The organism is Halorubrum sp. GN12_10-3_MGM (assembly GCF_005435235.1).
In the GTDB taxonomy this organism is placed as follows: Archaea; Halobacteriota; Halobacteria; order Halobacteriales; family Haloferacaceae; genus Halorubrum; species Halorubrum ezzemoulense.
The window spans coordinates 61,889-75,735 of the sequence record NZ_SGUB01000006.1; the positions used below are offsets into that span (position 1 = coordinate 61,889).

A 13,847-nucleotide genomic window follows, 5' to 3' on the forward strand; every position below is an offset into this window, starting at 1 on the left:
CGATGCTGCCTTCACTCGGCGCCCGTATAACGCGTCACCGTTCGAGGAGCTCTCAGGGTTCGCTTCCGCGGTGCGGAACGCCGGGGTAAGTGTTAAAATGCTGCCTTGTCAATTAACATACCATATATGAAGATTGAGGTTAACGCCCTCGGAGAGTTTAATCGCCTCGCTCATGACGGGTCGAAACAGGCCGCGAACTCACTCGGACAGTTGACCGGTGTCCGGCCGACGGTCGAAGCGACGAGCATCGATCTCCTCCGGCGTCGAGATATCATCGCTGACCTTCACAATCAGGATCTCATCGGCATTTCGAGCGAATTCTCCGGGGGTATCGCTGGGACAGCACTGCTCGTCTTCAACGAGGCGGGCGCGAGGACGCTCGCGAAGAGCCTTCCCGGTGACGGCGCCGAGGAGATCGGTCTCGAATCGCGGCTCACGGAACTCGGAAACATCATGCTTAGCGGGTTCATCGACGGGTGGGCGGACTATCTGAACCAGGCTATCGATCAGCGCCCACCGACGTACCTGACGGGAGGCGGGACGGACATCATCCCGGACGCGACGCCGATCGATCAGGCGTCGAATCAGGTGCTGACGGTGAACACTACGTTCGAAACGTCGAGCGCAGTCGTCGAAACGACGGCGTACGTATTCCTCGAGGAGGCGTCGTTCAGGCATATTCTCGATACCCGGCTCACCAGCGAGTCGACGCCGATACCGCTGGACAAGCTCCAGGTGTTCAGCCGAATGGCCGCGAAGGGCGGCGACACCGCAGGCGACAGCATAACGATGATGACCGGGATCGACACGTCGGTCACGGTCAGCCGCATGAGCTTCCTTCAGGTCGAACAGATCGGACCGCGACTCGGTGACGAGCAGCAGGTGGGAGTCGTTGCGAAGCTAACCGGCCTCCCCACCGGCTACGTCCTTGTCCTGTTCGACGAGCCCTCCGCCGAAACAATCGCAGAGGCGATGGGTACCGGAGCGGTCACCGACGGATTCGACGGAATTCACGAGAGCGCGATCGAAGAGATCAGCAATATCATGATCAGCGGATTCGTCGACGGGTGGGCGAACGTGCTCGGCACGTCGAACCAGCATACCCCTCCGGAGTTCGTCCACGACTTCGCGTCGGCTATCGTCGATCCGATAATGCTGGATCTCGCGACGACGCAGGAGTACGTGTTCGGGTTCGACACCCTCATTAAAACGGCTGGGGACGCCGTGAGTTGCAAAATACTCGCCCTCCCACGGGCCGAGGAGCTCAAGGAGGCGCTCGACGAACTCTCGGTCGGCGAACTGTCCGCTGACGTCGAGGCAGAAATGGAGGCCGACCCCGAGTCCCTGTTCCAAGAGCACGTCGAGTAGCGCTTTGGGTGCGGTGATGTCGTCCGAAGTCATCGCGTCGCCCAGCGGCTAACGGTCGACCCGGAAGTCACGAATCCGCCGGTGCGCTGGAACGGAGGGCGACTGGAACCACCGGCTTGAACAGGCCCGCTCATCCCGTGCGCCGGCGGCTCTTCTCGTCGTTGGCGAGATTCATCTCCGTCACGGCGAGGTCCCGCGGCGTCGATCGTCGCACGGTGAGATCATCTCTGCCGGTCGTCTCGCCGGCGTCGAGACTGTATTGTGCGAATTGTACATAAGCTAACGGGACCAGCGATGAACGACGTGCCGATTTTCATCGTTCACGCACACACGGGCGAGGGGGCCACTCCATTTCTCTGAGACGCGTCTGTGAGGTCGCGATCTGAGACCAAGCCGTCTCCGAGACCGGAACTCCCCGACTACGTCGAGGGAGCGGACCGGCCTACCGTGGTTTCACCACCGCATCGCAGTCCGGACACTCCGCGAAGACACCCGTATTCCCGTCCCCGTGGTCGTACTCAATGATCTTCCACGCCGCGGGGATCTCGCGGTCGCAGCTCGGGCACTGTCCGAGCGGCGCCGAGCTGTCGGTCATTAGGGGGGAAAGGGAGCGTGCGACTCTCTTTCCGTCCACCCATTCGCGGTTAGCTGGATTAAACATTCGGCAGAAATGTGTTGTAGACACACAAGCACTCGTTCGGTTCTCGCTTCGATCTATTGCCCGACAACTCCGAGGGCCCACGCGACCGTCGGCCGAGACTTCACCGGTGGGTCCCCGCTGAACAGTGAGTCACTTCGCCGTTAGGGGCGTTCGCCGGGTGCGTAGTCCGTCCGCTCTCGACACATACCTCCCGACGACCGGGCGGCCCGTCTCACGCCGGTCCAGAGACGACCGGCGGGACTCACCGATCGGGGCCGAGACTGAGTCGTATCCCGGCGAGGCCGGCAAAGAGGAGCGCCCGTCCCACCGGCCCCAGCGGGGTGGTCGGGGGCCTCGGCCCGGAGAGGCTCAGGTCCCCACCGGCGCGACGCCGACGAGACTCAGTGCGACCCCCACCCCCATCAGCTCCGGATTCATGTCGAGCGAACGATTGCGGCGACACGACGTGAAGTTTGACACGGTTTCTGTCACGCCGCCGGTGAGTGGCCTGGGTGACGCGCGGAACGCGATCGACGGGAAACGCGTACGACGCGGTCCGGTCTGTCGAGCGCCGTCGGAGTTCAACGGCGACAGCGTACCGGACGCGCTTCTAGCCGCTCCGCCGGTCGGCGCCGGGTCCTGGATCACACCGAAGGTCGGCCTCGGCGATGTGATACCGCACACGACACCGATCCACTCGACTCTCGCAGTCGCAGCGACCGACTCCTCGGCTCCGCCGTCGCATCAGAAGGCCCTTAACTAATCAGTTAGTAAGTTGAGACAGAACGAAATGGGATCGGAGACAAAATCCGAGATCATCGACGCGACGAATTCGGTGCTGTGTGAGCACGGGTACGCCGGCCTCACGGTACAGAAAATCGCCGACGAGGCGTCGATGACCACCGCCGCGATCCACTACCACTTCGACACGAAAGCGGAGTTGCTGAACGCGTTCCTCGACGACCTGATCGAGCGGTTCAAGACGAAACTCACGTTCGAGGCGACCGACCCGCGCGACCGGCTCACAGCGTTCCTCGACCACGCCTTCACACCGTCGGATCCCGCCGCCGACGGCTTCCCCGTGGCGATGATGGAGCTGAAAGCCCAAGCACCCTTCCAGGAACTGTACCGGGAACGGTTCCTCGAACTCGACGACATCGTGTGCGAGGTCGTCAGGGAGATCGTCGCCGACGGTATCGACGGCGGACACTTCGCCGAGACTGACCCGGACGAAGTCGCCAGGCTCGTCACGACGACGATCAACGGCGCACACGCCCGACACGTGGCGCTCGGTGAGCCGCTTGACGACACGCGTCGGATGCTCGAAAACACGCTGGAACTCCACCTCGGCTGGCAGCCCCGATCGGAGGTGGTCGCGTGAGCTTCTTCAAAGGCCAAGAGGAGCTCAACCTGACGGAGGGCGGCATCGTCAAACCGCTGTTTTTCCTCTCGCTTCCCATCGTCATTACGAACCTGATGCAGACCGCCTACAACCTGGCGGACACGTTCTGGCTCGGCCAGTACTCGACGGAGGCGCTGGCGGCCATCTCCTTCGCGTTCCCGATGGTGTTCCTGCTCATCTCGCTCGGGATGGGGCTCTCGGTCGCCGGGAGCGTCCTCGTCGCCCAGCACACTGGCGCCGAGGAGACGGAAAAAGCCGAGTATGCGGCCTCGCAGACGGTCTCGTTCGCGTTCATCGCCTCGGTCATCTTCGGAGCGATCGGGTATCCGTTCGTCGAGGAGTTCCTCGCGTTCCTCGGCGCCTCGCCCGAAGTCCTCCCCGGCGCGACGGCGTACATGCAGGTGGTCGCGCTGGGCTTGCCGTTCATGTTCGGATTCTTCGTGTTCATCTCGCTGATGCGCGGCGCGGGCGACACGATCACGCCGATGCTCGTCATGTTCGGGACGGTCGTCATCAACGTGATCCTCGACCCGTTCCTGATCAACGGTTGGGCGGTTGGCCCGATCGCGTTCCCGGAACTCGGGATTCAGGGCGCCGCTATCGCCACAATCTTCTCGCGGGCGCTGGCGATGCTCGTCGGCCTCTACATCATGCTGTCGGGAACGCGGGGGATTCAGATCAACGTCGCCGATATGAAGCCCGACCTCCAGTATCTCCGGAAGATCCTCCGAATCGGCGTCCCGGCGTCGATCGAGGGGACCGGTCGGGCGCTCTCGATCAACGCCCTGCTGATTGTCGTGGGGCTGTTCTCGACCTCGGTCGTCGCCGCGTTCGGTATCGGAACGCGGGTGTTCTCCGTCATCTTCCTCCCCGCGATCGCCGTCGCGCGCGGCGTCGAGACGATGACCGGGCAGAACGTCGGGGCCGGCAAGTACGACCGCGCACAGGAGGCCAACTACGTGGCCGCGAAGGGACTGTTCGGGATCCTCGGCGTCGTCGGCGTCGCCATCTTCTTCGTCCCGACACCAATCGTCTCGGTGTTCACCGACGACCCGGCCGTGCTCGATGTCGGTGCGCAGTTCCTCCGGTACGTCGCGCTCTCGTTCGGGTTCATCGGGATCCAGCGGGCGTTCACGGGCGGCTTCCGCGGCGCCGGGAAGACCCTGATCGCCGCCGCCATCTCTATCACGGCGCTCGCCGTCATCCGGCTGCCCGTTTCCTACGTGGCCTCGCAGGGCATACTCCCGACCGACCTGTGGTTCCTCGGCCAGCCCGACGTCCGGGGCATCTGGATCGCGTTCTTCGCCTCGAACGTCGCCGGGGCGGTCATCGCGTGGCTGTGGTTCCGACGCGGGACGTGGCGTGCGGGCGACGTTCGCGGGACGCCGGACCCCAGCGGCTCCGAACCGGGACCTGAACCGGACGACGCTGAGGCCACCATCGGGGACGACTGATCACTTCAGCCGTATCCGAAACGCACCGTCGACGCTTTCGGCCCCGTGGACGGTCTCGGGGCCGCGCGTCGCGGCGCTCGCCCCGTACACCGGTAGAACTGGGCAGTCGCCGCAGCGGGCGTTGTCACGCACAGACGCGGAGCGGGTCCACCTGCGCCGATCGCTCGCTACAGCGCGGCGCGCGCCGGTCAGACCGATGAGACGGAGACGGACCCGTCGGGTTTTCGGCGGACGACCTCCAGCGAATCAGCGCTCTCGATCAGGACGCCCTCGCCCCCTGCCGAGCGGTGGTTCATCCGGATGATGTTCCCGCAGACCACGTTGCCGTTCCGAACGGGGTCAACTCGCTTCGTGTGGCCGACGATCTGTGGTAGGGCCGACGGGTCCAGGTGCGTGAAGTCCAGCCAGCAGAGCCCGGCATCGGGGCCGCGGCCGCCGTCGCTGCCGAGGGCGAACACGCGGCCGTGTCGTCGTTCGAGCCGCTTCTGTACCGTTCTGTCGTCGCCGTCGACGGCCAACAGCTCGCTCGCGGCGTTCCGGACTACGTCGTTTACCCTCGTCACGTCGAACGGCTCGTTCTGTCCGGAGTGACTGTAGCGATACTGATATCCCTCGAAGGCGGCCGTGACAGCCCCCTCGCTGGCTCGCCGGAGAAACTCGCGCCGGTCCGCCGCGTCGAGGCCGGTGGAATACGCACCCGGCCACCGGACGAACGACGGGAGCAGAATAGCCAACTCGTGATTCCCTAACTGGTATCGGACCCGCCCGGGCGGGGCTTCCTCTTGGAGTCGCCAGACCATCTCGAGACACTCCTCGTTCGCCGGCCCCCGGTCGATCACGTCGCCGTTGACCACGAGTACGTAATCGTTGTCCGCCCAGTGGAGCCGGTCAGACTCATCGGCCCGTACGAGGTCCGGATACTGCCCGGAGTCACCGACGGCGAGCAGCGCGCTTCGAGCGTCCGTGAGGTAGCCGTGGATATCACTGACGTGTACGATCAACGGGTCGCCGGAGGTTCGTTCGACAGTAGCGGGCGGAACACTCATCTCGGTACACCTTGGTCTTCGACCCCCGAAGTCGTTTGGTGGAGATCGAGCGGACCGTGGGTGATGTAGCGTGATTTATTAGCGTGACTCTCTCAGGTTGAGCAGACCACGTGACGACGTGCTGTTGGGTAGAGTGTCATCATGGACCGAACGGACTTGACGCCGGACCCGAACGAGCTGCTCGAGGCGGCGCTCACAGATCCCGAATCGTTCGACGCCGCGCGGACCGCGCGGGTCGTGGCGCAGCTCGAGCACGACGACGAGGAAGTTCAACGAGCCGCGTCGTGGGCACTTCGATTCGTGTCCGCGGAGACGCCCGAACTCGTCGACGCCTGTGCGGGACGGTTCCGACGAGCGCTTCGCGATCCAGCGGCCCGGTCGGTCGCGCTTCGGACCCTCGCGGTGCTCGATGACCACAACCAGGAGGCGGTCGCCGAGATCATCGATGGGGCGGTCGAAGCCGGGTTGATTGACGAGTCACTTGCCATCCGGACTGTCGCCGGCTATCAACCCCCCGAGTTCGAATCCGGCGGGTCAGTGATCGCGGACGAAGGGGACGAAGCGATCTCACCGACCGAACCCGCCGTCGCGGCGGACCGAGAGGAGTCGACCGGCTCCGCGGACGGCGAGGACGCGTCGCCGACACCCGGACATCCCCCAAACGAGCCCCCTGCGAAGCCACCCCGACTCGACCGATCGCTGACCGAACACAGGTCAAGAGAGGCTGCTGAAGCAGCCGGCGATTCAGACGCCGAGCGCATCCAATTCGCGACGAGCGGGCGCGAATTCACAGCGACGTGCCGCCGGGGTGTGATCGCCAGCGGTATGCATGACGACGCCTTTCGGGACGCGATCGAGCGGTGGCGTCGGATCGACGATCATGACGCTGTCGCACGCGTCGTCGACGCCGGAACGCGCCCCGTACCGTGGCTCGTCTCTGAGCGGGGCGCACCGGGGCTCCTCACCGAGAGAGAGACGCCGGTCTCACCGGCTGAAGCCAGGTGGATTCTGTTACAGATCGCCGACGCGGTTCAGTACGCACACGCTGCGGGCGTGCTTCACGGTGCGATGTGGCCGGGCGTGATTACTGCGGTCAACGCCGTCGAAGACCCTGACGCGTGGGCCTTTCCGCGGGTCAGCGACTGGGGACTGCGGGAAGTGTTCGGGCCGGAGACTACGTTCTCCGAGATACCCGACTCGTACGCGGCACCGGAACACGTCGCTCCCGATCGATTCGGCGGGGTCGACACTGCGACCGACATCTACGGGCTCGGTATGATCGGGCACGAGCTACTGACGGGCGCCGCGCCGATCCGCGACGACGGGACCGTTCACACGCGAGACGTCGTGACCGGTATCCCCGAAGGACTGTCCACAGTCCTGCTGAAGTCGCTGAGAACAGCGAAGATGGAGCGATACGCCTCTGTGGCAGCGTTCAAACGAGACTTGTTATCGTGACCAGCAATGCGTGACCGCGTCGTCGAACGTGGCGGGAACGAACTGATGACGGCGACTCTCGGGTCGAGCGCGTTAGAGCCGGGACCAGCGGTCGTTAGTACCTCGTCACCGGTACTCGGGGCCAGCGTCACTCGGTTCGTCGCCCTCGTCCTCGTGCTGGCCGCGTGCCTCGGAACGGCGCGGTACGCGCTGGTAACAGCGCGACACGAACCGCATGACACGCTCGTGTGGCGGTACGTCGCGTTGTCGACGGCCGTCGGTGGAGTGTTCTCGGCGCTGTTGCTGGCCGAGACGACTCGCCCGGCAGTTGGAACGGTTCTCGTCGCGTTCAGACTCCTTTCACAGTTGTTCTTTGCCGTCTTCCTCGCCTTGTCACTCCGAGAACTGTACTACGCTCAGCCCGCGACATCGACCGAGGGAACCCGGATCTCGCTGTCGACGGCCCGACGGATCGAGACTGGATTCATGCTGCTCGCCTTAATCCAGTTCCCGCTCGTTGTCTGGCTCGGGCCGACGGTGGTCGCGGAGGTGATCGTCGCGACCGCGGCCGGTGCGTTCACCGTTTACGGGGTCTCGTTCGGACAGGCGATCCGGGCGCGTCGGCTGACGCACGGGACCGTCCTCGATGCCACCGTCACCTACGTGATCGCCGTGCTGATCTGTGTGGGGACGGTGAGCGTTATACAGGGCGCCACCGCCACTTCGCTCCCGGCGCCGGCAATCCGAGGGGCCGTCAACGTGCTCTTGGTGATGATAGGGACCTTCCTGATTAGTCTCATTATCAGGCTCAAGCGGAGCGCCGACGCAGCCAGCGCTAGTGCCTGACGACCGGAAACTGCTCGGCAGCACGGAGCGGGACGCGCGGGGAAAACGACAGCAGGTGACGCCACGCTCGAAGGCGAGCGTTTACGTCGGAAGACGCCAAGGGTAGATCAACACATATGGTAGCCAGCGACACACGGTCTGTCGACGAGCTAGAGCGACGCGTCGAGGCGATCGCCGCGACGGAACCGGCCGAGAGGAGCCCGGACGATCACGCGCGATTGACCGACGCCCTCGTCGCGCTCGCCGACGCCTACGGCGAACGCGGAGCGTTCGACGCTGAGGCCGAGACGATCGCGCGGCTGGACCGGCTCCGCGGCCACGGCGGAGCCAACGACACGGCGGTCCACCTCGCGAACGCCCTCGCGAACGCGACGAGCGTGCGGGACCGTGACGACCTCTACGAGACCGCGATCGACCCCGGCCGCATCGAGGCGTACCGAGACCGAATCCAAACGCTGTACGACCGCCACCCCGAGCCGGCGATCGCGGCGCCGCTGGCTCGGGCGACCGCCGAGACGATCCACGCGAACGGGAAGGGGGATCGTCGCGATCGGATCGAACCCCTGGTTGACCGTCTCGAAACGCTGTACGACGCGCATCCCGAGCCGGACGTCGCGGCCGCGCTGTTGCGGGCGTACGCTCACGCGGAACTGTACCTCGGCGAGGAACCCGAGAGCGAGGAGACCGCTGACGTGCCGCTGGGCCGCAACGGCGGCGCCGACACGGGCGACGACCATCCCGATTCGGCGGTCGAAGGTGACCGCGTCGCCCGCGCGGAGGAGCTGTTTCGAACCCACCCGGACGGCGACGTCGCCGCCGGCCTGGCCGGCGTCCTCGCCGGCCGAACGAACGCCGACGCCAAGCGGACGGACGTCGAAGCGATCGAGGCCCGGATCGGTCGGATCGAAGCGCTCGCCGACCGGTACCCGGCCCGGGAGGAGTCGATCACCCGCTGGCTCCCGGTCGCGACGGCGAACGCCGCGCGCGCCGGCTTCGAGGCGGCCGACATCAGTCGGGTCGAACACTGGGCGAGCGAGACGGCCGCGCACCACGAGCGACTCTCGACGCCGTCGAGTGCGACGTGGGCGGCGGTGGCGGCGTTCTTCTCCGCGCGGGCGTCGTTCTTCGACGGCGACATCGACGCGGGCGAGACGAAGCTCGAACGCCTCGAAGCGCTCGAAGACCGGTACGAGAACCCGGTGTTCGCACACTGGCTCGGCCGGGCAATGTTCGACGCCGCCCGGAGTTACGTCGAGAACGACCGATCCGAGCGCGCCCGCGAGATGGTCGACGAGCTGTCCGAGTTCGCGGTGGGCCACCAGGACCGCGAAGAGATCGAGGCTGGGCTGGAGGCGCTCCGCTCGCACGCGCCGCACCTGTTCGACGAGCCCGACGACTCGGGTGGCGAGGCCACGGACTCGGTCGAAGTGACCGCCGGGCCGGTCGCCACGGACGACGGCCCGGACGAAACGCCGAGCGAGACGCGGCCGGACGGCGTCTCTCGCGAACCGGACGAGACGAGTGCCACCCCCGACGCAGACGAGGCCACCGCGGCCGATCGGGGCGGATCGACGGCCGACTCGGCGGACGACGACTCGACGGACGCGCCGGGGTGTGGGAACTGCGGCGACGACGGCTGCGGAAACTGCGGCACGGGCGACGACCTGAAGGAGCCGGCGTCCGGTCCGGTGCTCGCTGCCGTCGGTGCGGCGGTAGTCTTCGTCGGGGTCTCCGTTGCGTACACGCTGTACCGCGCACAGCGCGCGCTCCGGCGGTCGGTCGGATCGCAGTGACGAAGCGAGCCACCCGTCGGCGCCCGCCCTGACCGCCGACACGGCGACGCCGCACTGTGCCGCACCGGCTCCTGTCGCGCAATGCCACAGACTTTCCGTGCGGCGCTGTTCGAACGCGTATGACGATCGATACCGGCGATTCCGTGACGATCGAGTATACGGGCCGACTCGACGACGAAACAGTGTTCGACACCACCCGGCAGTCCGTCGCCGAGGAGGCGGGGCTCGCCGAAGCGCAACCCGACAGAGAGTACACGCCGTTGACGGTCGAAATCGGGGCCGAGCAGGTCATCGAGGGGATGGAGGAGGGACTGATCGGCTTAGAGGCGGGAGACACGGAGACGCTGACGATCCCGCCGGAGAAGGCCTACGGCGAACCCAGCGAGGAACACGTCCAGGAGTTCGAGACCGCGGAGCTCAGAGAGATGCTCGGCGGACAGACGCCGGAGGAGGGCTCGTATCTCGAGGCTCAGAACGGGAGTCAGGGAGAGGTCGTTCACGTCGACGAGGAGATCGTTCGGGTGGACTTCAACCCCCGCCTCGCCGGCGAAACGCTGACGTTCGACGTGGAGATCATCGAGGTCAACTGAGTCTGACTGAGGTGTCGGTGGCCGCCGCACACGGAGAGCCGCACCTCGGGAACGTCCCCCACGAGTTATGTTCGTCTGGGAGACAGTTCCGTTGTGAACGACGAGCTCTTCGAACGCATTCTCGTCCCGATAGCGAGTCCCGAAGACGCGGAGGCGACGGCGCGTGCGATCCGGCCGCATCTCGACGCGGGGACCACGCTCATCGTGACACACGTCACGCGGGGGACCGACGCCGAGACGACGATCAAGACCGGTCGAGACCAGTTCGCCGGGGCGACCTACGAAACGTTCTCGGACATCCTCTATCGCCGCGACCTCGAGTTCGAGTGGGTGACGCTCGAAGCGCGCGAGGTCACGGAGGCGCTCGTCGACGCGGTCGAGATGACCGCGGCGACGGTGGTCGCCTTCACGCCGCGCGACATGGACACGTGGAAGCAGACGCTGGCGGGCGACCCCGGGAACCGACTCATCCGGGAGGCGGCCGTACCGGTGATGGTCTTCCCCAACCAGCAGTCCTGAGAGGCCGTGCCGCTCCGCGTCGCGGGGCGACGCCTCGGGAGCTGAACCCGCGACAGGTCACTCCGAACTGAACTCGACGCCCGTGACTTCGAACCGGGCGCCGTCCCGAGCTCCGGTAGTCACCCGGATGTCCCATCCGTGTGCTTTCACCACCTGATTCACGATGTGTAGTCCGAAGCCGGTCCCGTTTCGCGTGGTGGAGTAGCCGGGTTCGAACACGCTGTCACGGTTCTCTTCCGGAATCCCCACACCGGTGTCTTCGACGTAGAACCCGTCGTCCAGTTCCCCGACGGTAACCGTCACGTCCTCGCCGCCGTGCTCGATCGCGTTACTGATGAGATTTTCGAACAACTGGCGAAACCGACTTTCATCGGCACGAACACTCCGGCTGATAGCCGTTCTGAGCGTTGCCTCAGTGGTAGCGACCGTCCGCCAGCAATCGCTGGCTACATCCGCCGGGTTCACTCGCTCTAACTCGCCCATCTGTTCTCCGACGCGAGCGAGCGCAAGCAGATCGTCGATCAAGTCCTGCATCCGCTCGTGAGACCGGCGCACCGCGTCGATATGCTCACCGTCGTACTCCTCTCGTACCAACTCCAGTCGGCCCTTCGCGACGTTCAGGGGGTTCCGTAGGTCGTGCGAAACTATCGACGCGAACTGGCTCAACTGCTCGTTCTGATCTCGGAGCTGTTCCGTCGTCCGCTTTCGCTGGAGTTCCACCGTCACCCAGTTGCTCATCAGGTCAACCAGCGTCTCCTCCCAGTCCGTGAACCGATCGGCCCGGGCCGCAGTGTCGTAGAAACAGAACGTCCCGTACACGTCACCGGTGTCGAACACCGGGGCTCCGATGTACGACGAAATCCCCCACTCGGTGAATCCCGCCCGGCCGGTCTCCTCGGGCGCATCCCGTTCGACGTCGCCGATCACGACCGTCTGTCTGGTGCTCGCTACTAGTTCACAGTTCGTCGCCGAGACCGGAACTACGTCGCCGGGCTGGATCGTCTCACGGTCCGTGTCGACGAACTCGAAGACGTATTCGTCGTCGTGAATGCTCGAGAGGGTCCCGTACTCGGTTCCTAACTCCCTCCGACCGAGCCGCAGAAGCGCTTGTACCTTCTCGTCGAACGACAGATCCGGGTCCGAAGTGACGTCGTACAGTTCGTGAAGCGCCCGCTCTCGTTGCTTCCGCTCAGTAATGTCGTGAACGGCCCCTCGGAGCGTCGTGACTTCACCGTTTTCGACGTGAGGGTCGCCGCGGATCTCCATCCACCGATCCTCACCGTTAGACCGCTGGAGGCGGGCCTCTATCGCGAACGATTCCCCGTGAGTAAGTGCGTTTTCGACCGCGGCTTCAACCCTCGGCCGGTCTTCCTCGACGTAGATGTTGACGACGTCCTCCAGTGAGGGCGCTCGGTCGCCCTCCCAGCCGATGAGCTCGAACAGGTGGTCGGACCAGAACGCGTCCCCCGTCTTCGGGTCGACCTCCCAGCCGCCGACATCGGCGACCCGTTCCGTGTGATCGAGGAGTTCGACGACGCGATCAAACTCACGCTCGCGTTCTCGCCGCTCAGTTATATCCGAGGCGATACCGACGGTCCGATACACTTCTCCGGCCTCGTTTTTCACCGGAACGGCCCGGTCGTACACCCATCGCGTCTCTCCGTTCGGCCGGACGATGCGGTACTCCTCCTCGTAGGAGCCAGTCGACTGCGGATCGAGGATCTCTTCGACTCGGTCTCGGTCCTCCGGATGGATGGCGTCCGCAAATGACTGCGGGTCCTCGTACAGCGCGTCGGGCGACCGGCCCCAAATCACCTCGTACGCGGGGTTGACGTAGAGCACTTCTCCCTTCGTCGGGTCGGTCATCCAGACCATTTCCTGGATGTTCTCGGCCATCTGCCGGAACCGCCGTTCTCGCTCTCGGAGTTCGTCTTCCATCCGAACACGCTCCGAGATGTCTCGGAGAACGCCGACGAACTTGCGTTCGCCGCCCTCCTTGAACGTGCTGAACGATATCGAGACCGGCACCTCGTGTCCCTCTCGATGCTGGGCGGAGAATTCGATCGCCGTCCAGTCCAGCGACCGGTCGTTCGTCTCCAGGAACCGCTCCATTCCCTGCCGGTGGCCGTCTCGATACCGCTCCGGTATCAAGGTGAACAGCGAGTCGCCTCTGAGGGTCTCCGGCTCGTACCCGAACAAGTCTTCGGTCGCTTGGTTTACGAACTGGATCGTGTTCGTGGAGTCGACGGTGAGGATGGCGTCGCTTGAGTTTTCGGCGATCGCCTCAAGGCGCCGCTTGGTCCGTTCGGCCTCCCGCTCGGCTCGCCACTTGTCGACGACGTTTCGGATCCGATTGGCCAGAACGGCGTACTGATCGGTGCCGACTCCCTTCTGTAAATAATCCGTAACGCCCGCCGAAATCGCATCGCTCGCGATGTCCTCGCTTCCTTTCGCCGTGAACAGTATAAATGGAAGATCGGCGTCCCGCTCGCGAACGGCTTCGAGAAGTTCGATCCCGTTCCGCTCCGGCATGTCGTAGTCGGAAACAACGCAGTCGATGTCCGTTTCAGCGAGTGTGTCGAGTCCGTCACTCGCGCTCCCCGCGGATACGACCTCGAAATGACTGTCCTCTCTTCGAAGATAGGTACTGACCAATTCCGCAAGGTCGGGATCATCGTCGACATGTAAAATGCGGATTGAGTTCACTTTCTCGCTCATGTGACGCCTTACTGTTAGATATATAATTACGCAG

At 64.9% G+C, this 13,847-nt stretch carries 10 protein-coding genes; 8 read left to right on the top strand and 2 right to left on the bottom strand.

Features of this window, described 5'->3' with window-relative positions:
• Positions 1–126: 126 nt before the first annotated feature.
• From EXE47_RS06480 to EXE47_RS06490, 3 genes are all read left to right on the top strand, one after another.
• Positions 127–1,368 carry a chemotaxis protein CheC gene (locus EXE47_RS06480; protein ID WP_089308548.1) on the top strand — a complete coding sequence of 414 codons (1,242 nt, stop codon included), beginning with the start codon at positions 127–129 and terminating at the stop codon, positions 1,366–1,368.
• Between the two features lie 1,430 nt (positions 1,369–2,798).
• A complete protein-coding gene (locus EXE47_RS06485) occupies positions 2,799–3,389 on the top strand; it encodes a TetR/AcrR family transcriptional regulator (protein WP_049931032.1) in 591 nt (196 codons plus the stop codon).
• A complete protein-coding gene (locus tag EXE47_RS06490; protein WP_086219270.1) occupies positions 3,386–4,864 on the top strand; it encodes an MATE family efflux transporter in 1,479 nt (492 codons plus the stop codon). Before EXE47_RS06485 ends, EXE47_RS06490 begins: the two co-directional genes overlap by 4 nt.
• 188 nt (positions 4,865–5,052) lie before the next feature.
• Here EXE47_RS06490 and EXE47_RS06495 read toward each other — a convergent pair whose 3' ends face one another.
• Positions 5,053–5,910 carry a metallophosphoesterase gene (locus EXE47_RS06495; protein ID WP_089308547.1) on the bottom strand — a complete coding sequence of 286 codons (858 nt, stop codon included), beginning with the start codon at positions 5,908–5,910 and terminating at the stop codon, positions 5,053–5,055.
• Between the two features lie 141 nt (positions 5,911–6,051).
• Here EXE47_RS06495 and EXE47_RS06500 point away from each other — a divergent pair, with 141 nt between their 5' ends.
• The 5 genes from EXE47_RS06500 to EXE47_RS06520 all read left to right on the top strand — a co-directional run bounded on the left by EXE47_RS06500 (position 6,052) and on the right by EXE47_RS06520 (position 11,095).
• A complete protein-coding gene (locus EXE47_RS06500) occupies positions 6,052–7,368 on the top strand; it encodes a hypothetical protein (protein ID WP_089308546.1) in 1,317 nt (438 codons plus the stop codon).
• A gap of 6 nt (positions 7,369–7,374) precedes the next feature.
• The gene (locus tag EXE47_RS06505) at positions 7,375–8,193 is read left to right on the top strand and encodes a hypothetical protein (RefSeq protein ID WP_089308545.1); all 819 of its coding nucleotides are present in this window, start codon (positions 7,375–7,377) and stop codon (positions 8,191–8,193) included.
• Between the two features lie 116 nt (positions 8,194–8,309).
• Positions 8,310–9,986: a hypothetical protein gene (locus EXE47_RS06510; protein ID WP_089308544.1), complete on the top strand. Its 1,677-nt coding sequence runs from the start codon at positions 8,310–8,312 to the stop codon at positions 9,984–9,986.
• Positions 9,987–10,129: 143 nt separating this feature from the next.
• Complete coding sequence (locus EXE47_RS06515; RefSeq protein WP_049931060.1) at positions 10,130–10,576, top strand: peptidylprolyl isomerase; 447 nt, start codon at positions 10,130–10,132, stop codon at positions 10,574–10,576.
• 93 nt (positions 10,577–10,669) lie between these two features.
• Positions 10,670–11,095 (top strand): universal stress protein, encoded by a 426-nt coding sequence (locus EXE47_RS06520; protein WP_049931046.1) that lies wholly within the window; start codon positions 10,670–10,672, stop codon positions 11,093–11,095.
• 57 nt (positions 11,096–11,152) lie between these two features.
• On the opposite strand, the gene EXE47_RS06525 is transcribed toward EXE47_RS06520, so the two are convergent.
• A complete protein-coding gene (locus EXE47_RS06525) occupies positions 11,153–13,813 on the bottom strand; it encodes a PAS domain S-box protein (protein ID WP_089308543.1) in 2,661 nt (886 codons plus the stop codon).
• Between the last annotated feature and the right edge of the window lie 34 nt (positions 13,814–13,847).

Excerpts from the sequence above, each read along its gene's own strand:
- EXE47_RS06480 (WP_089308548.1), top strand. The coding sequence starts at position 127 with ATGAAGATTGAGGTTAACGCCCTCGGAGAGTTTAATCGCCTCGCTCAT.
- EXE47_RS06485 (WP_049931032.1), top strand. The coding sequence starts at position 2,799 with ATGGGATCGGAGACAAAATCCGAGATCATCGACGCGACGAATTCGGTG.
- EXE47_RS06495 (WP_089308547.1), bottom strand. The coding sequence starts at position 5,910 with ATGAGTGTTCCGCCCGCTACTGTCGAACGAACCTCCGGCGACCCGTTG.
- EXE47_RS06500 (WP_089308546.1), top strand. The coding sequence starts at position 6,052 with ATGGACCGAACGGACTTGACGCCGGACCCGAACGAGCTGCTCGAGGCG.
- EXE47_RS06505 (WP_089308545.1), top strand. The coding sequence starts at position 7,375 with ATGCGTGACCGCGTCGTCGAACGTGGCGGGAACGAACTGATGACGGCG.
- EXE47_RS06510 (WP_089308544.1), top strand. The coding sequence starts at position 8,310 with ATGGTAGCCAGCGACACACGGTCTGTCGACGAGCTAGAGCGACGCGTC.
- EXE47_RS06525 (WP_089308543.1), bottom strand. The coding sequence starts at position 13,813 with ATGAGCGAGAAAGTGAACTCAATCCGCATTTTACATGTCGACGATGAT.